At 52.0% G+C, this 25,896-nt stretch carries 28 protein-coding genes and 1 pseudogene; 4 read left to right on the forward strand and 25 right to left on the reverse strand.

Going from position 1 to position 25,896, the window contains the following annotated elements:
- Positions 1–232: 232 nt before the first annotated feature.
- From ACKPCT_RS08490 to ACKPCT_RS08580, 19 genes and pseudogenes are all read right to left on the reverse strand, one after another.
- On the reverse strand, positions 233–4,177 hold the full coding sequence (locus tag ACKPCT_RS08490) for a baseplate multidomain protein megatron (RefSeq protein WP_319568958.1): 3,945 nt from the start codon (positions 4,175–4,177) through the stop codon (positions 233–235).
- 2 nt (positions 4,178–4,179) lie between these two features.
- A complete protein-coding gene (locus tag ACKPCT_RS08495) occupies positions 4,180–4,620 on the reverse strand; it encodes an NlpC/P60 family protein (RefSeq protein ID WP_319568959.1) in 441 nt (146 codons plus the stop codon).
- Entirely contained in the window at positions 4,607–5,506 is a 900-nt protein-coding gene (locus ACKPCT_RS08500; protein WP_090068404.1) for a DUF2163 domain-containing protein, read from the reverse strand. The genes ACKPCT_RS08495 and ACKPCT_RS08500 overlap by 14 nt, the downstream gene beginning before the upstream one ends.
- The gene (locus ACKPCT_RS08505) at positions 5,503–6,132 is read right to left on the reverse strand and encodes a DUF2460 domain-containing protein (protein WP_319568960.1); all 630 of its coding nucleotides are present in this window, start codon (positions 6,130–6,132) and stop codon (positions 5,503–5,505) included. The genes ACKPCT_RS08500 and ACKPCT_RS08505 overlap by 4 nt, the downstream gene beginning before the upstream one ends.
- 12 nt (positions 6,133–6,144) lie before the next feature.
- Complete coding sequence (locus tag ACKPCT_RS08510) at positions 6,145–8,133, reverse strand: hypothetical protein (RefSeq protein ID WP_319568961.1); 1,989 nt, start codon at positions 8,131–8,133, stop codon at positions 6,145–6,147.
- Positions 8,134–8,292: 159 nt separating this feature from the next.
- The gene (locus ACKPCT_RS08515) at positions 8,293–8,643 is read right to left on the reverse strand and encodes a hypothetical protein (RefSeq protein ID WP_319568962.1); all 351 of its coding nucleotides are present in this window, start codon (positions 8,641–8,643) and stop codon (positions 8,293–8,295) included.
- Between the two features lie 9 nt (positions 8,644–8,652).
- Complete coding sequence (locus ACKPCT_RS08520) at positions 8,653–9,078, reverse strand: phage tail tube protein (RefSeq protein ID WP_319568963.1); 426 nt, start codon at positions 9,076–9,078, stop codon at positions 8,653–8,655.
- Positions 9,075–9,500: a DUF3168 domain-containing protein gene (locus tag ACKPCT_RS08525; protein ID WP_319568964.1), complete on the reverse strand. Its 426-nt coding sequence runs from the start codon at positions 9,498–9,500 to the stop codon at positions 9,075–9,077. The genes ACKPCT_RS08520 and ACKPCT_RS08525 overlap by 4 nt, the downstream gene beginning before the upstream one ends.
- A gap of 3 nt (positions 9,501–9,503) precedes the next feature.
- Positions 9,504–9,944 (reverse strand): HK97 gp10 family phage protein, encoded by a 441-nt coding sequence (locus ACKPCT_RS08530; protein ID WP_319568965.1) that lies wholly within the window; start codon positions 9,942–9,944, stop codon positions 9,504–9,506.
- A complete protein-coding gene (locus ACKPCT_RS08535; protein WP_319568966.1) occupies positions 9,944–10,279 on the reverse strand; it encodes a phage head closure protein in 336 nt (111 codons plus the stop codon). Before ACKPCT_RS08535 ends, ACKPCT_RS08530 begins: the two co-directional genes overlap by 1 nt.
- On the reverse strand, positions 10,257–10,451 hold the full coding sequence (locus ACKPCT_RS08540; RefSeq protein ID WP_319568967.1) for a hypothetical protein: 195 nt from the start codon (positions 10,449–10,451) through the stop codon (positions 10,257–10,259). The genes ACKPCT_RS08535 and ACKPCT_RS08540 overlap by 23 nt, the downstream gene beginning before the upstream one ends.
- A complete protein-coding gene (locus tag ACKPCT_RS08545; protein ID WP_319568968.1) occupies positions 10,448–10,822 on the reverse strand; it encodes a head-tail connector protein in 375 nt (124 codons plus the stop codon). The genes ACKPCT_RS08540 and ACKPCT_RS08545 overlap by 4 nt, the downstream gene beginning before the upstream one ends.
- 95 nt (positions 10,823–10,917) lie before the next feature.
- A pseudogene (locus tag ACKPCT_RS08550) lies at positions 10,918–11,025 on the reverse strand (phage head-tail connector protein); the annotation flags it as partial.
- Positions 11,022–11,351, reverse strand: coding sequence for a hypothetical protein (locus ACKPCT_RS08555; protein ID WP_319568969.1), 330 nt, complete (start codon positions 11,349–11,351; stop codon positions 11,022–11,024). The pseudogene ACKPCT_RS08550 and the gene ACKPCT_RS08555, both read right to left, overlap by 4 nt.
- A gap of 62 nt (positions 11,352–11,413) precedes the next feature.
- Positions 11,414–12,616 carry a phage major capsid protein gene (locus ACKPCT_RS08560; protein ID WP_319568970.1) on the reverse strand — a complete coding sequence of 401 codons (1,203 nt, stop codon included), beginning with the start codon at positions 12,614–12,616 and terminating at the stop codon, positions 11,414–11,416.
- Positions 12,617–12,641: 25 nt separating this feature from the next.
- The gene (locus ACKPCT_RS08565; RefSeq protein ID WP_319568971.1) at positions 12,642–13,316 is read right to left on the reverse strand and encodes an HK97 family phage prohead protease; all 675 of its coding nucleotides are present in this window, start codon (positions 13,314–13,316) and stop codon (positions 12,642–12,644) included.
- Entirely contained in the window at positions 13,306–14,505 is a 1,200-nt protein-coding gene (locus ACKPCT_RS08570; RefSeq protein WP_319568972.1) for a phage portal protein, read from the reverse strand. Before ACKPCT_RS08570 ends, ACKPCT_RS08565 begins: the two co-directional genes overlap by 11 nt.
- Before the next feature lie 134 nt (positions 14,506–14,639).
- Positions 14,640–16,352 (reverse strand): terminase large subunit, encoded by a 1,713-nt coding sequence (locus ACKPCT_RS08575; RefSeq protein ID WP_319568973.1) that lies wholly within the window; start codon positions 16,350–16,352, stop codon positions 14,640–14,642.
- Positions 16,349–16,816, reverse strand: a complete 468-nt coding sequence (locus ACKPCT_RS08580; protein WP_319516728.1) for a P27 family phage terminase small subunit — start codon at positions 16,814–16,816, stop codon at positions 16,349–16,351. Before ACKPCT_RS08580 ends, ACKPCT_RS08575 begins: the two co-directional genes overlap by 4 nt.
- 209 nt (positions 16,817–17,025) lie before the next feature.
- On the opposite strand from ACKPCT_RS08580, the gene ACKPCT_RS08585 reads away from it, so the two are divergent.
- Positions 17,026–17,898 carry a DUF4238 domain-containing protein gene (locus tag ACKPCT_RS08585; RefSeq protein ID WP_319568974.1) on the forward strand — a complete coding sequence of 291 codons (873 nt, stop codon included), beginning with the start codon at positions 17,026–17,028 and terminating at the stop codon, positions 17,896–17,898.
- Between the two features lie 95 nt (positions 17,899–17,993).
- Here ACKPCT_RS08585 and ACKPCT_RS08590 read toward each other — a convergent pair whose 3' ends face one another.
- From ACKPCT_RS08590 to ACKPCT_RS08610, 5 genes are all read right to left on the reverse strand, one after another.
- Complete coding sequence (locus ACKPCT_RS08590) at positions 17,994–19,256, reverse strand: hypothetical protein (protein WP_319568975.1); 1,263 nt, start codon at positions 19,254–19,256, stop codon at positions 17,994–17,996.
- A gap of 490 nt (positions 19,257–19,746) precedes the next feature.
- Positions 19,747–20,127, reverse strand: a complete 381-nt coding sequence (locus tag ACKPCT_RS08595; RefSeq protein ID WP_319568976.1) for an HNH endonuclease — start codon at positions 20,125–20,127, stop codon at positions 19,747–19,749.
- Between the two features lie 32 nt (positions 20,128–20,159).
- A complete protein-coding gene (locus tag ACKPCT_RS08600) occupies positions 20,160–21,014 on the reverse strand; it encodes a helix-turn-helix domain-containing protein (RefSeq protein ID WP_319568977.1) in 855 nt (284 codons plus the stop codon).
- On the reverse strand, positions 21,011–21,229 hold the full coding sequence (locus tag ACKPCT_RS08605; protein WP_319568978.1) for a hypothetical protein: 219 nt from the start codon (positions 21,227–21,229) through the stop codon (positions 21,011–21,013). Before ACKPCT_RS08605 ends, ACKPCT_RS08600 begins: the two co-directional genes overlap by 4 nt.
- Positions 21,214–21,447 carry a hypothetical protein gene (locus ACKPCT_RS08610; RefSeq protein WP_319568979.1) on the reverse strand — a complete coding sequence of 78 codons (234 nt, stop codon included), beginning with the start codon at positions 21,445–21,447 and terminating at the stop codon, positions 21,214–21,216. The genes ACKPCT_RS08605 and ACKPCT_RS08610 overlap by 16 nt, the downstream gene beginning before the upstream one ends.
- Positions 21,448–21,551: 104 nt before the next feature.
- Between ACKPCT_RS08610 and ACKPCT_RS08615 the strand changes: the two genes are divergently transcribed.
- Both ACKPCT_RS08615 and ACKPCT_RS08620 read left to right on the forward strand, forming a co-directional pair.
- Positions 21,552–22,766 (forward strand): pentapeptide repeat-containing protein, encoded by a 1,215-nt coding sequence (locus ACKPCT_RS08615; protein WP_319568980.1) that lies wholly within the window; start codon positions 21,552–21,554, stop codon positions 22,764–22,766.
- A gap of 1,046 nt (positions 22,767–23,812) precedes the next feature.
- Entirely contained in the window at positions 23,813–24,211 is a 399-nt protein-coding gene (locus tag ACKPCT_RS08620) for a pentapeptide repeat-containing protein (protein ID WP_407652481.1), read from the forward strand.
- Between the two features lie 83 nt (positions 24,212–24,294).
- Here ACKPCT_RS08620 and ACKPCT_RS08625 read toward each other — a convergent pair whose 3' ends face one another.
- Positions 24,295–24,924, reverse strand: coding sequence for a hypothetical protein (locus ACKPCT_RS08625; RefSeq protein ID WP_319568982.1), 630 nt, complete (start codon positions 24,922–24,924; stop codon positions 24,295–24,297).
- A 101-nt stretch (positions 24,925–25,025) separates the two neighbouring features.
- On the opposite strand from ACKPCT_RS08625, the gene ACKPCT_RS08630 reads away from it, so the two are divergent.
- Complete coding sequence (locus ACKPCT_RS08630; RefSeq protein WP_319568983.1) at positions 25,026–25,892, forward strand: pentapeptide repeat-containing protein; 867 nt, start codon at positions 25,026–25,028, stop codon at positions 25,890–25,892.
- Positions 25,893–25,896 lie beyond the last annotated feature (4 nt).

The following is a 25,896-nucleotide window of genomic DNA, read 5'->3' on the forward strand; positions in this document are numbered from 1 at the left end:
CGATGAAATATCGGCCATTATAGATCAAGATATAGATTATGACTTTCTAAAGAATGCCATTTAAACGTAACTATTTAAAAGGCCGCTTTAGTAGCATCAACGAACGGTGACTTCCGGGAAGTGCCTCAAGCGCTCTGCAATGGCGTCGAACGTCAGCTTTGGGCCGCAATTTCCGGTCTCCCTTTGTTGCCTCCTTCATTTTTACTAAAAGCGGCCAAGCCCAGACACACAATCACCCCCACCCCACCTTTAGCGCATCCCCGCGCCCGATTGTTTGACTGATTTGATAGATTGCCACCTCATAGCCAGCCGTTGCGCTGCCTAGATCGGTCTGTCTTTGTGTGGCGCTATAGCTGGCTTCTGGCGAGCTTGTCTCGATAGTGCGCACCACATCGCCGCCGCTTATGATATCGACTTCATAGGCCTCCAGCTCTTCCCCAAGAGGCACTTGATAAAGCTCCCACCCGTCGCCATCCAGCCGCGTGCGTCTTATCCAGGTGATGGTATGATCGCCCGCCTCATCACTTGCCCATCGGGCATGGACAGGCGCATAGGGCTTGAGCGCCCGCCCGCTAAAGGCGTGTTGCTCGGTCGTGAAGAGATCAGAGCCAACCGTTTCGCCTTCCGGTCCATAGCGCCAATAATAGTTGATGCCGATATCAGATAGCCCCATGTCTGCTTGCGCAACGCCCTGATCAAGATAGACCAGCGCCGCCCCGGCTGCGACACTTTCCAGCATGGCGCTTTCTGTGCCGAGCTGCCCGCGCAAAAGGTCCGTCAGGCGATAGCGTTTCGAGCCGATCAGCTCCACAGTTTGCGCTTGGATGATTTCCCAAACGCCCGCACTTGTTTCAATGGCAAAGGCGTTGCTGCCCGAAAATAATTCTTCTTCAGAAACAGACAGCAGCGAGCCACTATAAATCTCGATTTCCAGCGCATTGCCCCGATCAAAGACATAAAGCGGCCCTTTGTCCAAGGCGTTTAGGGTTTCGCCAATGATAGCCGAATGGGTAAATTCAATATTCGTTTGCCAACTGCTTTCATTGGTCGAGCGCAACACCAGCCCCGCCCCCGGCCAACGCTTGGCAGAAAGCGCCACATAGCCCGCATTCGGGTCGTTATCTTGCTGGAGCAAAGGCAAGTCCATAAAGCGCGCCATGATGCTAGAAAGCCCCGCACTGGCCTTGCTCGCCCGGATCGAATAGCGCGCACCGGAAACAGACAAGCCGGCATCAATAAAACCGCTTGCCTCACAAGTGCGCCCTTCCCCGTCCTTTACATCGGTCAAGCGCAATTCCCGCGCCCCCTTTTGCGTGGTCACTTCCAAAACGTCGCCCGGTTCCAAGGCCAGCAGGGAAGGCATAAGCGCAAATAGTCCGGTTTCTCGCGCGGCCCAAGCATCCTGCAAAAGATATTCAGCCACGCCTTGCGCCCTATCCTCATCCATGACAATGGCAAGCTGACTTTCAGACACATTCGTTGCGCCTGTAAAATTATTCCAAGCGGTCACTGTGCCGGAATTGTAAGCCTTGTTTGCATTGAGATAGGTAATGCGCACGCCGCGTGCCAGCTCGCTTTCTTGCGCCCGTGTGAGCGTGACCAGCTCGCCACCGCTCTCGCCGTTCGTATCCTGTAAGCGCTCTTGATCAACATCCGCACAAAGGGGAATGGCCTTTCGGGAAACCGCCTTGATGATGCCGCCCGTTTCGATCAGGTCAAAGCCGAAAGCCAGTTCCAGCGGTTGCCAAGCACTGCGCAAGCTCATCGTGCTATCGATCACATAGCCATCGCAGGCCCCATAAGCCGTATCAAAATCATAGGCGGTAAAGCCATATTCCTCGGATATATGGCGCATCAGGTCGGGCATATAGACCATGCCCACCCGAGAAGATAGCCAATGCCCATATTGCCAGTTATCCGCATCCGCCCAGCTTGCCCCATCCAATGGCCAGGAGGGGAATGGACGCGCGTCCCAGCTCCAAACATGCACATTGTCCATATCGATCATCGAGCCGTCATAAAGGCTTGAGGCCGGATTGTTGGCATCATCGGCCCAATAGTCGAGTGTTGCCCTTAAATGGCTATGCTGTTGCACATCATCGCGCGCGCCGCTGGAAAAATAGGGCAAAGCGCTCTCACTGGATTTGGGATCAAAAAACACATTGGGCTGATTGCTGCCCAGATCAAGCGCCGGGCATCCCAACTCGGTAAACCAGATTGGTTTACTTTCTGGCGTCCAGCCTGTTGCCGCACTATCACGCACACCGCCCGGCCTGTTATAATGGCTGTTGGCCCACCAGTTTTTCAAATCCTTCTGGCGGTATATCCAGTTTTCCCCATGCGCCCCGTCGCTGATCGCTGTACGCTCTTGCGCCACGCGCGCCGCATCGTCCGCATAGTAGAAATCATAATATTCCCCGCCCTCGATGTTGGCCTTGAGATAATCAAGGCTATAGGGCGTCACATGCCCCGCGTCCTGATCATAATCAAGATGGTCCCTGCCCCGCCGCCAATCAGACAGAGGGAAATAATTATCAATTCCAATGAAATCAATATCATCATCAGACCACAGCGGGTCCATGTTGAAAATCACATCCCCCGAGCCATCCCCCGGCCTGTGGCTGTGATATTCTGACCAGTCCGCCGCATAGCCGATTTTGACCGTTTCCCCAAGGATCGCCCGCACATCAGCGGATAAGGCTTTAAGGCCCGTTACAAAGGGATAGCTTGTGGCATCATCGCGCACCGTGGTTAGCCCGACCATTTCCGAACCGATGCAGATTGACGCCACCCCGTCCGCCGCTTTGGCCAGATTGGCCAGATGCAGAACAAAGCGCCGATAGCTCCACTCAGCCACGCCGGTATAGGTGATTGTTTCATCTGAAATGGAAAAATCAGCCACAGCCGCTGAGCCTAGAAAAGCCTCAATCTGATCGCCTGCCGTGCTGGTCTGGTCAGGGCTTCCGGTCTGTCCCGCTGCCGGGTGGCAAGTGATCCGGCCACGCCATGGGAAGGTGGCTTGTTCTTCCCCGCCCCAAGGATCGGCAAGGCCGTTGCCTTCCGGGATATCGCCCATAATGAACGGGTAAAGCATGACATCATAGCCGCGCTCTTTCAGTTCGGTAATGGCATGAATGACCGCTTTGTCTGAAGGCGTGCCCCCGTAAACGGGATAATCATTGCCATCATCATCAGTCATTTGCGTGATTAAAAGCGCTGTGTCGCGCGTCAGGCCCGCAACCTGCCAGTTATAGGGCGATGTTGCCTTTGTGCTGATTTCCACTTTTGGCCGGATGCTGCAATCACCACAACGCAAATCATCAAAAAACCAAGCAACCACAAGGCAAACGCTTTTGATATTCGGCATCACGGTTGCAAGCTGATCAAGGGAAACGGACAAATCAGACGCGCCCTGTTTCTGATGCACATTTTCGTATTCTTGCCCGATCACCGCGCCACTTGATGACAGCTCTTGCTTGAGCATCACGTCCGGCTCATAGCCAAATTCTGTTGACCCCGGAATGAGATTAACGCCACAAATGGCGCTCTCAAGCTGGCGTGTCGGCGCTGGCCGGATAATTTCAAAGGTGAATTGCGGAATGCGGCTTCCGTAGTCGGTCAGCTCCAGCCGGTCAAAGACGATATAGCAAAGCCCGCGATAGGCAGGCGCCATCCCGTCGCCTTCCACGCTTTCAATCAGGCTGTCAGGCTCTTGGCTTTCGCTGCCATCGTAAAAGCGAAAGTCAATTTTGGACATGTCAATTTCTGTCCCGTCCGCAAAGATCCGGTTGAGATAGACCCCCGGCCCTTCGCAAATGCCAACCGCAAAATTGGCGTAATATGTGTAACTTGTCGTTGTGGCTGTTGCGCCACCGCCTTTGCCGCCTTGTTTGGTGGTGGTGGCGACCTCTTCCAAAGTGGTTGCCCAGATCACTTGTCCGCCAATGCGCGCCCGCCCGTAAGCTCTGTTGATCGCGGTGCCTTCTGTCGAGCTGGTCACCTCCAGGCTATCAAGACGCGGCCCTTGCGTGTGGGTATCCTTGCCACCGGCCAAAAGCATATTGTCGATAACGGCCCCACCAAGCGCGCCAATCGTGCCGCCGATCATTGCCCCGATTGGCCCCAACAAGGCCCCGCCAAGCACCGTGCCGACCTTTGACAAAACCAGTGTTGACATGTTCAAACCTCCAGATTGGGAAAGCGGAAAGCAGCGGCAATCATCCGCCGCCAGTGAGGGGATAAGCTCACCTCGACAACACCACATTTTTCATAGGCGTGGATAAATCGCGTTTCACCGGTCAGGATGCCGAGATGTTTGGCGCTCTTAGCCCCGCGCCAACGGATCGCAAACACATCCCCCGGCCCCATCTCATCAAGGGCGATTTCCTGCAAATAGGTTCGCCCCGCAGATAGCAAACTTTCTGCATTGGTGGCGTCGCCCCAATCTGGCGAATAGGCCGGAATGTTTGCAGCCTCAAAGCCATAAAGCGCGCGCCAAACACCCCGCACCAATCCAAGGCAATCACAGCCAACGCCCTTGACGCTGGCTTGATGGTGGTAAGGCGTGCCCAGCCAGCCCCGCGCGCATTCTATGATCTGGTCTCGCTTAATATTGGTCATAGCGATGCTCACCGGATAAATCGTCACTGTCAGGGCTTGGATAGGTGGTCACAAAGTCATTGCCCGGCATGTGCGGGCATCCGCGAAAATTCGCCCCGTTGTCAAATTTCTTGACGCAGGTCGCAAAATGCTTGTCACAGCCAGCAACAAGGGTGATCGTGTCACCCACAGCAACGCTCTTGAGGAAAGGTGACCAGACGCCAACAGAGACAATACCGCTTGTCACCACATGGCTTTGCAGCGCGTAGCTGATCCCGTCATTCTCGCCACTGGTAAAGGTCAGAGTGCCCCGGTCAAACCAATTGGCCTCATAGGCATCAGCCCCGGAAATCTGGAGCACTTGCCCGCCTGTCTGTCCGGTTACTACCACATCAACCGAATAGGCCCCGTTTGAAACATCCAGCCCGCACCGCTCATCCCCCAAGGTGGCATCACAAGCGGCCTGATAAACACGCCCTTGCTTTTGCTGTAGTACAGCTGCCAGCCCGCGCACTTCCGTACTGAAATAGGTATCCCCGCGCGTGATCTCGCCAAGATTGCCCGAGCGCATCAAAAGGCGTTGGGCAAGATCCATCCAGTTGACCCGCCAGACCTCAACCCCTGCCCCATCATAGAGCCCCGCCGCAATGTCTTCCTCAGTGATGAAATCAGCAGAAAGCGCGCCTTCAACATCCACATTATCAACCGAGAGCCCAAGGCTTGATTGCAGCTCGGTTGCTGTAAAACCGCTGTCCGCCGAATAGGTCACACCGTCAAAAACCAGATCGCAATCATGATCAGTAAAGCCATAGATTGCCCCATCGCTTCTGGTCAGTTTCCAGCACCAACAAAGCGTTGTGGCCCCGCTATCAAGATGGGCTTGCATGCCATCGGGCAAAGTCTTCATAAAATCAGCTCCAGAACGGGAATGGAAGGAACAGAGATAAGCGCGTTATTTTCCCAAGCGATGGATAGATCATCTGTGTCAAAGCGCACCGGCACATAAAATTCAAAGCCAGCCGTAACAGCCGCGTCCACCGCTGGCGGGTCCGCCAAGGTGACAAGACCGGTTGTGTGATCAACGCTGAAATCAGCCGCATCGAGCGCCACGCCATCAACAGCCACCAAAACGGAATCCTGTTTCGGTTTGCTGATTTTGCGCATGTATGGATTTGCGCTGCCGTAAGTCTTGGTAAGCTGAAAGGCAGTTGTTGCCCCGTCGCCTGTGCCTATCGCCTGATCCGTCGCGCTCGGGTTGCCCAGAATGGCGCAAGAGCGCAAATCAAACGGGTCGCAAAAGAGAAAGCCGGAAAGCCGCCCGCGCACATCCTCGAAGAAAGAAAGCACTTGTTCGGCCTCGTATATATCGCGGATGCCGGTGCCGACATCCCAAGAGCGCCGGGAATTGGCCCATTGCTGATTGCGTTCTTCCTTGCCCGATCCGCTTTGCACCACTTGCGTTTTGCGCTGTGGTCCGCCCGTTGCGCCAAATCCGATTTTGATCGGGAAGACAATTTCCAAAAATGCCGCCATGTCTGAAAGCCCCTATTGATTGCGTCCGCCCTGTGCCACAAGGCGCGCCATATTTGCGGCTATTTGGCCTTTGGACTGTTTGAAGCTTTGAGCGTCAGGCGTGGAAATATACCAATTGTGCGTGTTGCCACCCGCTGAAGACTGCCCACCAGAACCGCCTTGAGCGCCTACAGGATTAAGCATCCCGCCCAGATTTGTACTGAAGAGGGAATCGACATAGCCGCCGTTTGAATAGCCCTTCAGCCGCTTATGCAGCGCCTCAAGGTTGCCCGCCCCGATCTTGTCGGTTGCCCTTTTTGAAAAGACATATTCGCCGCCATGCACCACGCCCGCCACTTCGTCAGCTGCAAGGTTGCCGGTATAGCCGCCCGTGTCGAATAGAAAGCCAGGGCTTAATGATGTTGTAGCGGTACCGCTGCTAACAAGAGACCCCGCAAGAGAGGTGAAAAGCCCGGTCAATGCGCCGCCAGATGTTCCCGTCAAGGCTGACATGAAAGACGCCATAGGCCCGGAGCCAAAGAGCGCCGCTTGCGCCGCCGCGTTGGCGATCTGCAAGGCAAAAGAGCGCATTGCATCTTCAGCCGAGGACGCCCCGCTTACAATGTCCAAGAGCGTATCAACGCCCGCTTGCCCCAGATATTCGAAATTCTGCGCTAGCTCTTCGGTCTCAAGCTGCATAGCCCTTGAAGTGCTGATCGCCTCTTGCATCGCCACACGCTTTGCCTGAAGGCCATTAACAGCCGCCGCGATAGCTTGCCCCTCTTCACTCTGAAGGCTCACACCCGCCTTTGCCAAGGCGTTGTAAAGTTCCTGCTCATCAGACGTGCGCCCGAGCTGTTGCGCCTGTTGCTCAAGGGCTAGAATGACCTCTTGCACCTTATCGGCCTGCTGATCGGCATTGCCGCCAGCCCCAGAACCACCGCCAGAGCCCGGCACTTTGAACCCTGTTGACGGTATCGTTTCAACCGGATCACTTGACGTGCTTATCGCTGGCGTTGTTTGGATGCTTGCTCGCTGTGCATTGCGCCTTTGTCTTCGGCCTGCCGCCCCGCTTGCATAATTCGTTTCATCGTCCGAGCCGAAAATTTCATCAAATGTCCGCCCTGGAACCGAGCCACGCCGTGCGCGTCTGGCTGCAGTCGCGCCTCGCGCTTGGCTCGAAGGATCGGGCATGGCGTTTTCAAGCTCCAGAAAACGCCCGATCAGGTTTGAAAGCTCGCTCGCAACCTCGACCACCGCCGATTTCAGGCCGGTTCCGATGCGGGTGGTGATTGTCTGGAATTGCCGGTCAATCTCTTTGGCCTTGTCAACCAGCTCATCATTCATCACCAAGCCAAGGTCGCGCGCCTCTTTGCGTGCCTTGCGCAAGCCTTCAACGCCATCGCCGAGCATTTGCACAAATTGTTCGCCGCCAGTGCCGCCAAAGATCTCGTCTGAGACGCGGATTTGCGCCGCCCTATCAAGCTGTTGCAGCCGTCCGATAATGTCTTCAAAGAGTTTGTCAGGCTCTTTTAGCCGTTGTTTGAGTTCCTTGGCGTCATATCCAAGCCGCTGAAAGGCTTCTGCGCCCGATCCTGCCCCCGTTGATATGAATTCGTCAGCCCGCAATTGCATTTCTTTAAGGCCATCGGTCAAAGCATCAATGCTGACCTTGTTTTTGCCCGCTGCATAATCCAGCTCTTGAAAGGCTTCAAAGCTCACACCGGCCCGCTTTGCCTCAGAGGCAAGATCAACAATTTGACTTGTGGTTGATTTGATCGTTGCCCCAATGCCAGCCAGCCCACCGCCAACAGCAATGCCAGCCAGACCACCAACAGCAGAAACAGCCCCCTTTGCAGCCTTGCCCAAACCGCCAAGGCGCGAAGTGAATTTAAGAACGCTTTTTTCACTTCGGCCCATGCTGGACGCGGTGTTCTTCTCGATTTTCTTCAAGGCCTTGTTGAATTGGGTGGTATTCGCCTCGATCCGCAAGACCAGTTTTTCAAGATCAGTTTCCGCCATATCGCGCCCTCAATTCTGCGAACCGTTCCTTGGACATGCTTGGTTTTTCCGGCTCGCCGTACCGCTGGTTAAAACCCTCTATTGCGTCGACATAATCGCGCAAGGTTGCTTGGTTGAACTCGCTAGGGCTCCATCCAAGATAGGCAAAAGCAACCTGCTTTATGCGTCTGAAGGGGATGCGGTCGCTTCCCCTTGCGGCTTTCCCGGCTGGCTTTTTGCCTCGGGCATGCCCGCCGCCAGAGCGGCTACGATTGCCGCGTCCGCCTCTTCACTGGTCGCGCCAAATAGCAACCCGTCCGCCGCGCCCTTGCTGTCTGGTCCGGCAAGGCATTTGACGCCCGCATAGGTCAAACGCGGATCATGCACCGCCGCCATGAAATGGAGCTGTTTAAGGCCTGAAATTTGAAGCTCAGCCATAAGAGAGGCCACCCTTGGCAGGGTGGCTTGAAGCGTGAAATCTTTCCCGCCCAGAGTAACGGAAACCTCACCAGTCAATTCATTGATTTGCATGATCGCCCCTTATGCCGCCGCCGCCCAGGTCGGCACGCTTTCCCACCCGAACTCAGCAGAAATCGCCAAGTCTTCATTGGTGTTGCCTGTAAAAGTGATTTTGACATAGGCAGGCCCGGTAAAGCTGCCATAGTTCGGCACAGTCACTTTAAAATTGAGCGTCACCCCGGTGCGCGCGGCATCGAAAATGGCCGTTGTGCGGGTGTTGATTTCGGCAATACCCGAGCCGGTAAAGCTCAGATCAATATTGCCCGCCCGCTTGGTCACCTGTGCCGGTGTCGTCCGGTCCCCCTCGCATTCTGGAATAATGCGGTCGACCATTTCCGGCCCCATGGAAAAATCAGTGCTGGAAATGCCGCAAAAATCGACATAGGTATCCGCTGTCTCAGGGTCTTCAACCTGAATAAACAGCTCTTGACCAAGATGCTTTGTCATGTGCAAGCCTCATAGAGTTTGATTTCAAAACGCATGTCACAAAAATAGACCCTGTTTTCGGGTCCGTTGATATCTTCCCCTCGCCAAATGACCCGCATGCTTGCCCCATCGGACAGCGTGAAAGAGGCCTTATGCAAACTGTCGCGGATTTGCGCCGCAATGGCCATGGCTTCGGCCTTGCCCCTGTCGCGGCTATGCACCTCCAGCATTTGGAAAATCACTTCCCCAAGCAGATTGCCAACGTCGCTTTCATCACCGGCAAAGTTGCCCAGAACACAGAAAGGATAATGTTGCCCCATATGGCCCGGACGCCCCTTTGAGGGACTTTCCGGCATAAAGTCATAAATCCGCCCGTCACAGATCCCCGCAGCCTTGAGCGCGCTAACAAGCTGCTCTTGCGCCGCTGTAAAATCGAGTGCCATGGGTTACCTCCTCCCAACCGTCTTGATTGCCTTGTTTATCGTTCTGGATGTTCTGGATTTGATGCGCCGTTGCACAATCCTGTAGGCTGGCCAGATATGAGGCCTCGCAGCCGTGCCCGGATGCGTTCTGTAAACTTTCCTGTCTCGTCCGCCGCTGCTTGTCCGCGCCCCGTATCTGCCCGGCTTTGTGCCAAACTCGATAAAGCGCCAAATGAAATCAGCAAACAGCCCCCAAGCTGGCGTTTGCTTGTCTTCCTTGATCTGGTCCGCCTCGATTGATCGGGCATAGTCACCGCTTTTCTTGGGCGCATAACGTCGCGCCAGACCGGCCAACTCATCGGCGCTTTTTTCAAGGCTTGGGCTTAAGTCCTTTTCAATCGCTGGAGCTAGGCTTTTGAGTTTTCCGAAAGCCTTTTCCTTGCCGATCCAACGTGTCTTGGCCATTACACCAGATCCCCGCGCGTGACCGTTATTTGCAATTCACGCCCACGCTGGTCCGGGTTGATGATGCCGCCAATCGAATAAATCTCGCCATCAATCAAAACCCGCCAATCTTCATTGATGGCCGTTGTCTGGCTAGAGCTGCGCACCCGCAAAAGGCCGGTCACGGTCGCCTCAAGCCGCCCGCCGCCTTCCTTCTCGCTGGCCCGATCTGGTCGAAAGCCGCCCCACACGGTCAAATCATTGCCCCAGCTCTCAGCCTGCCCGCCGCTTGCGGTGTCAGTATGTAAAGGCTCTTGAAACGTCACCCGCTTGTTAAGCTTGCCTGCTTGCATCATGGCCCCCTTTGATTTCTTCCAGCTCAAACTTGGTATGTTTGCAAAGGAACGCCGCTGCTATTTCACTATCAATGCCGCCTATGGTGCTTTCAAAGAAAACAGCGCCTGCCATATATAGCCGCCACCACCAAGGAAATTTGACTTTCAATTCCATACGAATCTCAGCCATCACAAAACCTTCCTGTGTGGCGCGATCAGCGCATCCACCGCCAAGGGCAGTTGATTGGCAGCAACACCCACCAAAACCGCTTCGCGATTTTCAAACCAATGCCCGACCATCAGCTTGATAGCGTGCCGAATCCCCGCAGGCACCGCCGCCGCGTCCCCATATCCAGCCCGCCAAGTAACCGTAATAGGCCCCGCGTCCGGGTCGGCATCTGGCCAGCTCGCACCAACCTTGAGGCAAGCAAAAGCCCCAAGCACGCGCCGCTCAATCCGCACGCTTGAAAGGTCCATCGTCTGGCTTTCCCCATCCCCGTCAAAATAGGCAATCGAAGCCAGGTCAATGACAGGCCCAAGGCAAAGCGGAAAGTCGCCCACCATTCAAATTCTTGCGCCCATTCCTGTGTCATCAGGCATTTGCCCAAGATGCCGCTGTAACCATCCAGATAACTGACAGCGGCTTGCAAAAGGCCCGTCAAATAATCGTCTTCACTCTCACCATCAACGCGGCAATGCGTCTTGATTTCGTCCAACGTGACCGGCAGTGCATCCGGTGCCGTTATCTGGTATGGCGCGAATTTCATTTTGCGGCCCCGCTTTCAGCCTTGGCGCTTTTGGCAGTCTTTGCCGCCGTTTCCGCTTCGGTGAACAAAGTGGCCTTTGTTTCCGGCACGCTCGCCGCCGCCTTGGTCTCCGGTGCCGCGCTGGCGGTTTCCGCCTTCTCTGGCTCGTCCTTGTCATCCTTGGAATGCTCAGCCACAGCTTGCGCCGGTTCGTCACTCCATTCAGCCAAGACCCCAGCTTTCAAAAGGTGCTGGACTGAGGCCTCTTCCACCGTTCGGCTATCGCCTTTTTCATACATTTTGTCGCCCAAATGTTGGCGCAAAACCGCGTAATCTCGCTTTACCATGATCGTTCCTTTGAGTTCTGGAAGAGGGACAGCGCGCCGCCCCTCTTGGTCATTGCATGCCGTTACTCGGTGACGTTGCCCAAATCGCCATAAATGAAGGCTTCAGGCCGATAGACTGCCAGCGCAAGACGCTCTTCGCCCAGAATGGTGATAAGGTTTTTGGTGAAGTCGTCATTTTCAAAACCGACTTCAACGCGCGCTTGCCAAAGGTCAAAGACCTGTGCAGCCATCTTGAAAGCGCCGGTCAGGAATTTGTCGACCGAAATGGCCTGTGTCTGGACCACCGGCAAATTCCAGAGCGTGGGCGTGATCGAGCCTTGCGGCTGACCAATGATATATTTGCCCTGCCCGTCCTTGGTCAGCTCGATGCGTGCCCAATCAATCGGGTTGAGCACATGACCGGTTGCCGGATATTCAGCCAGAACGGCTTGCAGCATCGCAAGGCGCAAGGTGTCAATATTGGTGCCGGAGTCTGGCGTAAAAGGTTCCGCGTACGCCGAGGCTTGCGGAATGATGCCATGCAGGTTCTGGCCGGTACCGTCACCGCTCAAAAGCTGCAACTCTTCCTTGAAGGCCAGACCGTACAACAGTCGGTTATCGATCAGCGAGCGAAGCTGTGGCACATCATCCAGCGATTGCTTGGATGCTTTGAACCAATGGGCAATCACCTTGGCGCTCGTGCTTTTCAGATCAAGCTGAATGTCCGAGGATGGCTTTGCAGCCCCTTCGGCCACCGGTGCCGCATTGTTGGAAAAGCCGGTTTCCTGCACATATTCAAGGCTGGGCGATGACATATCACCGGGCGAAAGCAGGTCGCGTACCGTCATGCGACGCTGTGGCAATTCCTGAATACCAGGCACACGCTGTGGCGCAATCGCCCCGCCAACAGAACCCGCCGCGTCTGTGGTGGCCGTGGTGATCGTGGCCTTGATCTTCATATCGGCCTTGCCCTTGGTCGGGCCATCCGCAATCCATGATTTGACCTGCTCATCATCGATAAACTGCTCACCGATGCTTTTTGCACGCTCAGCAGGGTTTGAGCCGATCCGCGCCATCTTCTGCTCAAATTCTTCAAACTGGCCTTTCAGCTCGTTCATTTTAAGCAAGGCTTCGTCTGCCGTTTCCTTGGTGGTCTCGGTCAGCTTTTCGCCCTTCGCCGCCTTGCCCAAAGCCTCTTGAGCAACTTCCTTCACTTTGTCGATTGCTGTTTCAAAACCGGCTTTGACTTCCGCTGCCAGTTCTTCAGGTGTCTTTTTATCAGCCATGATGTTTGCTCCTGTGGGTGCTGAATTAATGCAACAAGGCTTGCAAGAAAGCCCGGTCATCGTCCGCTTTGGCAGGATCCCCCTGCCCGATCAGGTGGAGCCGCGCGGCACGTTCCGCCTGTGAGTTTGAAAAGCCCAATCCCTTGAGCCACATTTCAAACTCGCGCTCTGTCAGCTGGTCCCCAGCCTTGAGCCGTTCTGTCAAATCGTGAGATTGTTTGAGAGCCTTGACGCTGCCAATCAACGCATTCGGATTGGCCCCGATGGAAACAACGGAGATTTCGCGCAAGTCGATTTTTTCCAGCGTCCAGACGCCGGTCTCAGTATCAACGGAATATTCCTTGATCCGGTATCCAATCGAGAGCCCGTCAATGTCGCCTTCCTTCAAAAGCTCATGAGCTTCGCGTGCGCACTGCACCCCCATATTGAGCTTGCCGCGAACAAAAAGCCCCTTGTCGTCTTCCTGCATTTCGAGCCAACGCCCTATTGGCTGGTCCCTGTTATGCTGCCAGAACAACTTTGGCATGGAGCCACTTGCGGCATGCTCTGCGATGCTGTCGGCATAAGCACCCGGTGCGATGATATCGCCGTAATCGTCAGGCTCACCGCCGAACGTGCTGGCATAGCCTTCAAATTCGCCCTTGTCGGAAAGCGCCTTCACATCCAGAATTGGAGCTGTAATTTTCGTGTCAATCTGCATTTCCCGCCTCCGTAATCGGCACATTCTGCATTTGTATGCGCACAACGTCGCCCCCAGGAACTGGAGGCAATTTTTCCTTTTTTCGAACTTCATTTAGCTTGAACCAACCGACCCTTAGGCCGGACTCGTAGTACTCGGCGCGCGCCTTGCTATCCCCGCGCAAAAGTTCTTCAAGATCAAATTCAACGTAGAATCCTGCCGCCCTATCCGCAGGAGTTAAGAGCTGCTTGTTAATGCTCTGCTCGATGCGCTTCAAACGCCGCCGCAAAGTGAATTTGATGAAACTGAGGGTTTGTTGCTCAAGGCCAGTGCCAAATGAGGTGTTCTTTTCTGTGTGGCCGACCATATGCGGCGGCACCCCGAAAAACCGGCAAATCTCTTCAACCGAGAATTTGCGACTTTCCAGCATTTGCGCGTCTTCAGGATTGATCGTGAGCGGCTCCCATTTGGTGCCACCTTCCAGAATGAGAGGACGCCCGGAATTGACCGCGCCATAGAATTTTTTGACCAGCCGTTCTTCAACAATCTTGCGCTGCTCTTCATTGAGAAACTTCTCAAAGGTCAGGGCACCGCTCGGGCGCATACCATTTTTGAAGGTCGAGCCTGCCGATTTGTCCACGGCCCGTGCAATCCCGAAGGAATTGCGCGCAAAATGCAGCGTCGAAAAGCCACCAAGCGCATTGCCGCCAAAGCCGCGAATATGCAAAACATCGGCTTCAGATACATCAAAACTATTTCCGTCTTCAGTCCAGCGATAGCGCAAGCTGCCATCAATGTTTTTAGTAACAAGGACCTCAACATATATCGGTTCAAGCGCAACAATCCGGTTGCCTGTCTTTACCTTGCGAGCAAAGGCGTTGCCTTTCAGTTCTAGCGAAGCAGCCATAAGCTCCCAAAAATCAACCGCAGTCTGATTGAAATTCGGACTATCGTGCAGAAGGCTATAAAGAGGGTGCTTGCTTGCATCCACTCGGGTGTCGTCGTCTCGCTTGTAAACTGAGAGCGGCAAGGTGCTGATAGTGCCGGAAAGCAAATTGACACAAGCCCAAACCGCAGAGAGCGCCATGGCGGTTTCGAAGGTGACAAGTTCGCCGCTGTCTGCGCGCGCTGCATCAGACACCCAGCCATTCGGCTCACGTATCGTCAGGCTGCGAACAACGGCCGACTTGATGCGATTGATTAAGTCCACTCTGCACCTCCAATTGATGCAAATTTGATTGCGTTTGTTGGCAACAAACTTGTTGAAGCAAAGCTAACACCGCCCCCGCTTTGGTTGATATCTTCTGCCCAAAGCGTGCCGCCAAAGCCGCAAAAAGCGAGGATTTACAGGGATGCGAAATAGCTATCCATGTCCTCGTCTTCGTTCTGGTCCTCAGCCATGGCCAACCCCAGCGCCATGATCAGGGCCACAGCCCCGTCAATCTTCTTTTCGTTCGATGGTTTGCGTGGAAACACATTGTCGTTGGCGTCTGGCTTGGCGATGACGTTTGATATCATCCAGGTCAAAACCGGGTTGCCATCATGGTGCAACCGGCCATCCTTCAAGAGCGCCTCAACCCATTTCATGGGCTCGGAAAGCGTGACGACACGTTGAGGATATTCGGTGACCTCAATATTCAGTTCATTCTGGATTTCCAAAACCAACTGTGTCGCGCCCCAAGGGTCATAGCCGATCCGCTCGAAGGGGATGCAATCGTGATCATCTTCAATGTCATCCTTGATCACGTTGTAATCGATGATATTGCCATCGGTCACAGTCAGCGCGCCGGTCTCGGACCATTCAAGATAATGCTTTTTCTCGGGGTCTTGGGCTGTCTCTTCAGGCAGATAAAAGCGCGGTGCGATCACATAGTAATGATGCTTGCCATTCACCAGCTTGCGCCACAGGTCGAGCCGCGCGGTGATATCCAACTTGCTGGAAAGGTCGAGCGCCCCAAAGCGCGCCACCTCGTTCCCTTCAGGGATGCAAAGCTCTCTATCAGCCTGCTTGTTCCAATCTTCCATATTGAAATAAGCTGTCTTGGCCGAGATCCAGACATTGAGATGTTTTGTCTTGAATCGCGCCTGATTGCGTGGCGTGCGGATTGCCTTTTGCTGCTCGGAGCGCAAGAACTCATCCCCGACCGACACCCCGAAATTCGGGTTTGCCTTGATCAGGTTCGCCGGATCTGTCCAGTCGTCGCCCTCGTCAATCGTATAGACAAGCCCGAATAGCTCATCATCTTCTATCACGCCCTCAAGAACATTCTTCAGCTCATCAAAGGCCAGGTAACATGGCCCCGCGATGTTATCGCCCGCCGTGGTAATCACCAGCATTAAGGGCTGATCGCGTGCACCCATACCGGTTTTAAGCGTGTCATAAAGCTTGTCGCTTGTGTGTTCGTGATATTCGTCAACGATTCCGCAAGAAGGCGATGCACCGTCGCCCGGATCGCCCACAAGCGGCTCAAACACCCCGCCCATTTTGGTCGTGAGCTTCTGCGCGGCCACCTCAACGCCCAAGGTGCGCCGAAACATGGGTGTGTTTTTCGCCATCAGGCGCGCCGGTTTGAACACCTCGAAGGCCTGTTTTTGTGTGGTCGCGCCGCTATAGACCTCAGCCCCATATTCACCGTCAGCTGACAACATATAGTTGCCGATGCCAGCGGCCAGCGCCGACTTGCCGTTTTTACGCGGCACCATGAGCCGCCCTTCACGAAAACGCCGTAACCCGTCCAGCTTGCGCACCCACCCGAACAGAGACGCCACAAAAAAACGCTGCCAAGGTTCCAACACAAGCCTTTTGCGCTGTGCCGCCCACCTGCCCTTTGTGTGGGGCATGGCCTCGATAAAGATAAGCACCTTTTCAGATTTGGCAGGATCGAAGCGAAAGCCGAACAGATCCCCCGCCGCTTGCTCCAGGTCGCGCCGGTGCCGCTCGCACGCCAACCGCACCCAGCGACAAGCCGGAATCACACCGCTTAGAATGTCGTCCACATATTGGAAGGCCGACGCAGTGCGTGGATATAGCTCAGCATCGATCACAAGCGCGCTCATGCGCCCATCCCTGCAAAGGGATTGTCAGCGTCTGGGAATAGATCGCCTTGCCCTTCTGCAAGCCCGCGTTCATCGGTTGGCGATAGGCCAAGCGCTGCAGTCAGGTTGCGCCATTGCCGCCAAGTCTCGTTTAGCTGCGCCACTTCTGGCCGTGATTTATACTGCGTGCCATTGCGCCCAGAGACCGAATAAGTCTCGCCCTCTTCCTGCAAGGTCGAGCGCAAGGCCCGCATGCGGATCAATGCACGGCAATATTCAGCCACCGTATCCACATAATAGGGCTTAAGCCTGCCTTGTAGTCCTAACTGTGGCGCGATCCTGTCCCAGATTTGCGCTTCATATTCGGTCAGGTCGAACGGTTTGAGCGCCGCCGCGTCCCGTTCTGCACGCTCTTCATGCGTCAACCCGTCTGTTGCCTTCATAGGGACAACATTTTCAAGATCCGGTTTTCTGCCTCTAGCCATATCAACCCCAAGCGGCCCGCCCGGTTCGGGTGCAAAGAACCGGGCAGGCCTTTCCAGTCACAAGAAAGGGCCAGCAGTCACCCGCCAGCCCTCACATGATGGAATTGGATTTAGTTAGGTTGATAAGTCGCGATATCTCTACTATGTAGCGATGGGAGTCAGATTTCGCTTTTTAAATATTTTTAGCATCTCACATTTGGTAAAATTCCATGACAGACAGAGCTGTTAATCACCACATCGTCCCAGAAGTATTGCAAAAGCAATTCTCGATTAACGGCGAACGAGTCCGGGTTTGGCGATCAAAAAGAGACAATGCAGGCCTATATCCTCCACCAGAAAAAAAGAAAATTTCCAAGTCTTTTGTTACACGTGACTACAATACTATTCTCAAAGGAACCAAACCATCGGACCATGTGGAGAAAGAGTTCTACGGGCGTGTCGACGATTTTTTAGGACGATGGCTCCCTGAAGTTGAGAATATATTGCAGAATAGGTCGGTTCCCGCTTTCAACCCCGGAGCTTTGGTATCTGTCAGAGAGATGGTCAAAGTGATGTTAATGCGTACTCCTGACTTTGCAAATTTATCTAGCGATATCGAAATAGGAAAAGATGTCGTCGAGAGCTCAATTCTTGCGCGGACACATCAAGGGCCAGAATCCCAAAGCGCTAGTGACCTTCTGTCAATTTTGGATGATAAAAAACAATTGGCTGCAATTGGACGCGACATTCGAGTTAGAGGTACAGTCTGCGGCAACAAAAAAATATCCGCAGTCTTGTCTGAATTTTTCCCTCATTGGGCTGTTTCGTCTACCAACCATTCTTTCATTCTATCAAGCCGTATGGTTTATAGGGTTGGGAATGGAGGCTCTAATGGACTGCTAAATCCAAACATGGAAATTTGGTTTCCAATTTCACCTAAAATTGCATTAGTCTTGACACGTAATATCAATAGCAACATTCCTCTAATATGCTCTGAACCACCAGAGCATATCAGGCAAGTTAATCTATACGCTGTAAAAAGCAGCTACGAAGTCGCTTCTCACTCTGAAAAGCTATTATCGTCTTTACTTCGTAGTAGGTAGATAGATAGGCATTCGACCGAATAGAAATTTATAACACATTGAAAATACTTTAATATTTGGTTTTTTCTTTTAAATTCCAGACTCTTAAAAATCTTTCATCCAGCCACATCAGCTGAAATGCCGCTTTTCGCTAAAATCTGCATTCGAGCATGAAAAATGCGATCTTCAAAAATAGTATTACCTAACCTCCGACTAAGTTGAAGTGCATCGTCAAAATAGCCAAGTGCACTTTCCGCTAAATTTATATTTCCAGTCAGTTCAAATTCTGTGAGAGCACAAACACCCTGGCGTTCTCTTATATTCGCTCTTCCCCATGAAAATTTCCCAAGATTTTTGTCAAGTTCCGTAATAGCACGAGCGAGCACAACATTTGCATCATCTAACCGGCCTTGTCGTATCAAATAAATCGCATATATATTTGACACTATCGCCAACTCTTCATCAGTATAATTAACTTTATCCCTTATAAATAAAGTTCTTTTCAATTTTTCTTGATCTTCTATTTTTTTAAAACCAATATCGATATCCATTTTATTTTTATTGACGATCACTTGATGATACCGCATCTCATTAACGTCACTTGATTTAAGAATTTTATATGCTTTTAGTTGATACTTATAAATCTTTTCCTTGTCGACACCAAGAAATTCATCGAAAAATCTCCTATACAAATGTAGACGAAGCGCGCTCAATCCACCTTTATCCCATTGTTTCCAAAATGGTTTCTCCAACTCACCAAGCGCATCTTTGAACAATAGATGGTCAGCCTGAATATGTCCAATATATGCATAATTGGAAAGCAACTCAGTGACGATATCCTCCATCACAGAATCTGGTAGCGTGATATATTTTCGTTTCAAGCTTAGCAGAACCGCAAGTATTAATTTTCGTGCAGTTAGAAAACTTCCCTTTTTCCTCTCAAACTCTATCGTATTACTAATATAATTAAAACAACAATTATAATCGCATAAATCTTTCAAAGAAACTCCAGATGCAAAAAATGTATTTTCGATTTGAGATCGACTCATATTATTGAATGACTTTTTACGAAATCTATTTTCTTTGATAGAATTGCGATTTTTTTCATAATGTTGTAAAATTATATATTCTTCTTCCTCGGTCACGCAAAGACGCTGAGTAAGTAATTTAAATTTATTTAAGGTCAATGTGGCCTTTCCGTTGACAATCTTGTTCCAATGACTTGCGTCTACTTCAGTCAGATTTTCGAGAAAATCACACTTTCCCACTCCCCTCTCTTCTGCCCTTGCCTCGATGAGCAGGTCAATTGCGCTCTGCACTGACTGTGCCATGGCCAGCCTTTTAAGATGGGCACCGGATCTAGCATTTAAATTACCCATAAAATTCAATTCCTTAAATAAAAAATTTTTCCAGATTATTTCCATATACGATCAATTTAAAACAGTTGTAATTTTATCTAATACCACTCAAATTTTCAACAGGGTTGTAAATGATGTACAATATCTCAAACTCATCTGCTTGCCATTCTTCTTCTCAGAAAATGCCAATCCAGCAATTGCAGGAGCATCTTCTAGATGCTCTATTTGTATCTGAAGACTTGGGAGACGAATTTATGTCTTATCTGATTAAAGTTGCAATTTTGGAATTAAGCAAAAGACCTTAGGTCTCTACTCCCGCCGCCTTCTTTGGCAATCTAACGGTATCTCGCGCCGCTCCAAATTATTCAGAAAATAATTTTTCATGACAATAAAATAAATAAATTCATACACTTAATGGGTTTTCTCTTTTAAATTCAAGCCCCGTAAAAATGCTTCTACCCCGCCGGTCTCCAGATGTTGGGTCTGGGAAGATTTGACCTCCCCCTCCCTTTCAGAAATAGAAGTCAGGCTCGGGCTTTGGCGATGGGCTTTGCGGTTCGCCGTTTGCTTCCATGCGCTGCTTGTCTCTGTTGTGGTGCGTCTCGCATAGGCTTTGCGTGTTGGCGTAGCTGAAGAACAAATCCCGATTGCCTCGATGCGGTTCGATATGGTCAACCACGGTTGCCGCTGTGGTCTTACCTTCTGCCAAGCACATCATGCAAAGCGGATCGCTCGCCAGCCTTCGCGCTCTGATTTTCTTCCACGCTGCCAGATTGTACCAACCGCGCCACGGATGCCGCTTGCGCCGTTCCTTGTCGTTGGTCCGCTCCCTGTCCTGCTTGGTTCGCTTTGGTGCCCATGGAGCCTTGAATGTGCTTGGTGCTGTTGGCATGGTGATTTCCCCTTTCCCTGTCTTGCTGAGCCTTACGAACTTTCAGCGCAGTCAGGCGGCCAGAGGGTATCAAACCACCAACCGGTCAGGAAACGCCCTGTCTCAGGATCGCGATAGTTGCCGGTCGGAATAGACCTGCCGCGATGTTTGACCCAAGCCTCCCACTGAGGCGAATACTGCACCACGAACACCCGCTGACGCTCTGGCGGCACTGGCGTTCCCGCCTTTGCCTTGGCCCTCGGATTTTGCTTGAGCGCTCTCGGATTGAGCCCCATCTCTCGTGTTGTCTTGCCGAAGCTGGCAGGCGTCAGCCCCCAACGCTTCATCGCCCTTGCCCGTTCATGCGGTTCCATCGCCATCAAGGCGCTCAAATCAGGCCGATCATGGGATTTAGGGTTATTTTGGTTAATTGGTGGTTCAAGGGCGCTCACTGGTGAGACCCACCCCGCGCAATTCTGAGAGGGAGGGCGCTCATTTTGAGTGGGGGGGCACTCATTTTGAGCGGGCCTTGAAATGTCTACATTATTTTCATTCGCCGTTACGTCAGCTTCGCCTTGTTCTGGCTCGCAATCGGCCTCGCTTTCAGGCTCAACAACAGCCACGCCAGCGCCGCCCGCACTGCCGATTTGAAGATAATAGACGTTTGATGTTTGCGATCCGTCTGCCCTCTTGCGCTCCACACGCATGATCAAGCCCAAGGCCTCCAGCCGAGCAACGCAGCGGCGCACAGTCGCAGCGCTGGCCACGGCCTTTTCGCTGATTGTGTCATTGGAAGGCCAACAAACGCCCTCATGATTGGCGCAGTCGGCCAGAGCCATCAAGACCAGCTTTGTTGTGCCACTTACGCTCTGCAAACCCCAAGCCCAATTTGATGCACGCACGCTCATTTCAAGCCCCCTTGCCGCCGCAAATAGACCTCAGTGCCAACCAGCCACAGCGCAAAGGCGCCATAGCCAACAGCTCGACCAACACCGCCCACCCATGAAGGCGTACTCACAAGCCCGTCAGGGCAAAAGAAAGCCAAAGCTGGAACACCGATCAACGCAAAGGCAACAAAGCCGCACAGCAGCCCCACAGCAGCCGCAATCAATAATCTGCGCATTGCAGCTCGGCCTTTCTGAATTTATGCACCTCGGTCAAGAGCGCTACGGCCTTGTCACCAAACAGGCGCGCCGTGCCCAAATGCGCAGAAAAGGCGCATCCAAGGTCAACCAGCGTTGGCGCTTCAAGCACCTCTTGGCAGGCTTCCATAAATGCCGCCTCTGTTACAATCCCGATTTTATTGGCCCGCTGCACAAGGCCCGCGTTATAGCTCTTCATGCCGCGTCCCTCCATTCCGTTTTGACAGTGGGGACTACGCAACCTTCGCTTGAATTAAAACAAGGTAGGCTTAAGCTGTTTGCGATCCAGACGGAGGCCAGCCGATGACCCGCAGCTACATTTTGCGTAAAAAGAAAAACATGCGATCCCGTGCGAGCAATCGACTGAAGGCTCAGAAGGTGGAAATCGTAGAACCAACAGCAACCATACTGCGCAAGGAAGTAAAGCGCTCGACCATTTGGCGCATCTTTGAGATGGCAGGCATCGTAGCGGCCCTTGCAGGGCTTGGGATTGCCATCGCTGATAATCGGGTCTCTCAGGAAGGTCTTCGGCTTGCTAGAGAAGAGAATAGGCAGAACCAGGTTCTGCAAAGCTTGCAAATTATTTCGACGAACTCTCCAGGTTCGGTAGGAAAAAAGGAAGCTCTCGAAACGCTGCATAAGGAGGGTAAGAGTCTGTCCGGAATCGATTTGTCCTGCCATAAGTGGGGCGAACGAAAGTTTATGAGTGATCTGGCTCCTTATTCCGCGTACCAGTGCCTTAAAGGCGCTCAAATCAGTTTTTTGGAATTGCCAAATGCTTCTGTTGATGACGCAGATTTTAGCGGAGCCGATCTTAGTGAGTCCAACTTCGAAGGTGCTCAAATGAAAGATATAAATCTGGTTGGAGCGAATATTTCGTATGCAAATTTCAAAGGCGCCAATCTGGTGTATGCCAAATTGAATGATGTTGGTCGTGGTACTCTCGTTTGGGGGACAAATTTTGTCAACGCTAATTTGGCGAGCGTAGATTTCACAGGAGCTCGTATAATACAAGCGAGCATTTCGCACGCAAATTTGTATCTCGCGAACTTTACCGGCTCCTACTTTGGCTCGATTGATTTCACCGGTTCCAATCTCCAAGGAATTCGCACAACAAACGCGAGTTGGGATGTTGTAATACTGAAGAATGCTGATCTGGCTGGTGTCAACTTTTCGAACTTTTCTGAGCTGAATATTCTCGACCTTAGTGGTGCAGATCTGTCGGGTGCCAACCTGAAAAACGTCAATTTTCGAGATGTCAATATCAGCAACACTATTTTCTGTCATACAGAACCATACACTATTGGTGTAGCTTTGAATGATTTTGGCATTCCGGCTTGCGCCAAAAATCTCACACAAAGACAGTTTGAAAAAGCTTGGGCTTGGAAAGATCAAATGCCGATTACGGACGGTTCGTATGGAGCATTGGGCCTGTCCATTACGAAGCTTTGCGATCCCGCCCTTCGGCCTGAATATGAAAAGTCTCAAAAGTACGGTATTCCCAAAGGCTGCCAGTGAACTTCGCATCACGCCACCTCCCTTTGTTCTCTCAAGGCTCTGTGCGCGTCTGAGGCGGCTTGTTCGGTTTTGGCTTGGTGTTCGCTTAGGAGATAGAGCAGACCGTGCAGCATTTGGCCCTCACGGCCTTTGCAAAGCGTTTCATTGGCGACGAACAGCATCGCGTCAATCAGCGTGCGTTCGGCCTCCAGAGCAAGGTCTATCTGGTCTAGGGAATGAGACAGAGCGCAAGCGCGCCTCTGCCTTGAGGAATGGCAAGTCATCATGAAAGCCTCTAGCATGGCGTTTAGACACCACTCACAGAGAGCTTCTGACGACCCACTGGTGAGCGGGAGGTTCAGAACCTGTGCTAGACAGGCGGGCTTATTCCCCTTGCGGGTATTGTATTCACCGCCCTCCCGCCCATAGGCGAGTGCGCACGCAATACGGCCATTTTCCGGATTTCGGGCACAAAAATACCGCTGACTGTCGGGTGCGGTGTCCGCTAGCAAAAGAGGTTCTGACGCCTCACCCGGAATCATGCGCTGTTTCGGTAGGATTGTCAAATAGAGGTTCTTTGGACGCACACCTGAGACTTGAACAGAGAAGACACGTTTGCTACGCAACCATAAGACGAATAAGTGGCAATTTTTGAATGGACGAAGTAAATGCAGCCTGTAACTCAAGAGGTACTTTTTTGGGGTCTCTCGCTCGCTGATTGGCGCAGCCTCGTACTCATCACGGCTGCCCCAATAGGCATTTTTCTGGCGGTCTGGCGCTCCATCGTTTCTCATTCGCATCTCAGGCTGACTGAAGCAGGGCAACACCTGGATCGCTATCAGAAAGGCTCGGATATGTTGGGGAGCGAGAAAACAACCATCAGACACGCAGGTATACTGACCCTTACGGAACTTGCAAGTATTGACCCAGAAGGTAGAGCCTTCGAAATCTTTTGCCTCCTTTGTGGATTTTTGCGTGAAAGACTCGAGAAACCGGAAAAACTTAGAAAACCAGATGCTGATTTCGCATTGAAATGGGTTCTGTCGTTTAGCGGCAACTTTCCCAATATGATCCATTTCAATTTTGTCGACCGCGTCGTAACTAGCAGTTTCAGAAAGAAGGTGGAAGAAAGAGATGAAAAGCTCAGAGATAGCTCCGACCTGTCTAGTTGTATTATTCAGAACTTCTCCCTTAAAGACGCATACGTATCTGATTTCACTTTTTACAACACGAAGTTCACAGAGTGCAATTTTAGAAATTGTCACTTTTCGAGAGTAAAATTTACCAACACCACCTTCGGTTATATCAACTTCTCTAACTGCAGTTTTCACCTTTGTGACTTCGATGGTGCGATTTTTGACAATGTAGTCATGGAAGGAATTGACTATGATCCTAGCGGTATACAAGCAGTACTTGAGATTGGCATACTCACTGAAGAACAGATGAAAAATATTCAATTTAGATAAAACATCTAAGCAAGAGACATCACCGATAGGTTTTTGTCTTAATTCATTATCTCGACAAATCAACAGATTGACCCGTTCAGCCATCACGCCGCCCTCCTTGCCGTTGCTTCAATCTCTGCCCCCCATTGGTCGGCCATCGCGTCGGCAATACCGGTGAAAAAGCGCGATCGTTCCTTGGCTCTTTCAGGCCCCGGTGGCATACGATGCACGCGCGCCTCTCGCCCCTCTACAATATCGGTCGGTTCGAGATTGGGCAGGCCCTTCAACCAAAGACAGGTGCGTTTGACCTCACCATGGCCAAACTGCCATGGCTGGATTGATTGGCTGAATTCCTGATAGTTCACGATCAGCTTTTTGGCGTGCTTGTGCATCACCGGGTTTTCGACCGCGATATGCGGAATAGGAGCGTTCCACATGGCCGAGAACAGCGCAGCACCCTCCTCCAGCTCCCGCCACATCTCAGCCAGCGTTTTGCCCTTTGGTGGCTTGCTCAGCCAGCGCACACCGCTATTGCAAAGCCTCGTGCAAGGCGGGTGCGCCACGATCAGACAATCCCAGCCATCATGCAGCACGTCGCGAACATCGCCCATAATGTGCCTATTCGGCCTATTCTCAGTCGGCAATAGATCGCAAGACCAGGCATCATGACCCCGGTCAAGAAAGGCATTTCGGACGATCCCGGAAAACTCGCAGGCAACAATAACCTTCGCCATCACGCCACCTCGCGAAAGCTTGGTGATACCCTGCGCCTTGCAGTTGCAAACGAGGACAGATTGTCGTTTGCTGCTAAGGGTTTTATGAAGAAGAGGTTCCAATGGGCAAGCTCAACAAAACTGCGATAATTCAACTCATAGCGATCTTCGCTTTCGGCTGTGCCATTGGAGTTGCATTCCCCAGTTTGTGGGATCTCTTTAATAACCAGCCCCTCAGAGGGTTTGAAGGCTTCTACTACCTCATATCTCCTATTGTCACCGGAGCGGCAGCCATCGGGGCTATCTACTATGCTTTGAAGGTTAGAGATGGAAACTTGCTGATCCAGAAACAGGTCGAACTCGCAAGAGAAGGACAGCTTGCCGAAAGATACGCAAGAGCCGCAGAAATGCTCTCTAGCGATCAAAGGGGAGAATTGAGAGAAGCAGGGATTTTGCAGCTCAAGGCCCTTGCACTCACAGATACAACTGGAGACTATTATTTCCCGGTGCAAAATTTGCTTTGTACGTTTATACGCTCGAGAAGCCGAAGCTACTCTCACCAGTATGACACATCCAGCAGCCTCAAAGCAGCAATTAGAGCAATATCTGAATTGCGCAATGAAGTAGGATCGAAACACGACGATCAGTGGCGCCCCCAGCTTGGAGATGCCAATTTCAGGCGCTTCTACGAAAGCAAGATCCGCATCAACTTCAAAAATGCGGATTTGTTTAAAAGCACTTTTGCTACTTCGAATATAGAGAATGCTAGTTTTGAGAACGCCAATCTGTTTGGCTCTAGCCTTGCAGCTACAACATTTAAGAATACAAACTTTACTGGTGCTGAGCTGAAAGAAGCAAACCTTCAAAACATGGTGATAGACACAGAAACGCTCGATACACTTACTCTTGATCCGAAGAAGTGGGTAGCAATTAATAAAGGCGATAATTTTCGAATTACGCATGCACAACCCCGAGAAGGTTTGGATTGACATA

Source organism: Cohaesibacter marisflavi (assembly GCF_963665895.2).
Classification (GTDB): Bacteria; Pseudomonadota; Alphaproteobacteria; order Rhizobiales; family Cohaesibacteraceae; genus Cohaesibacter; species Cohaesibacter marisflavi.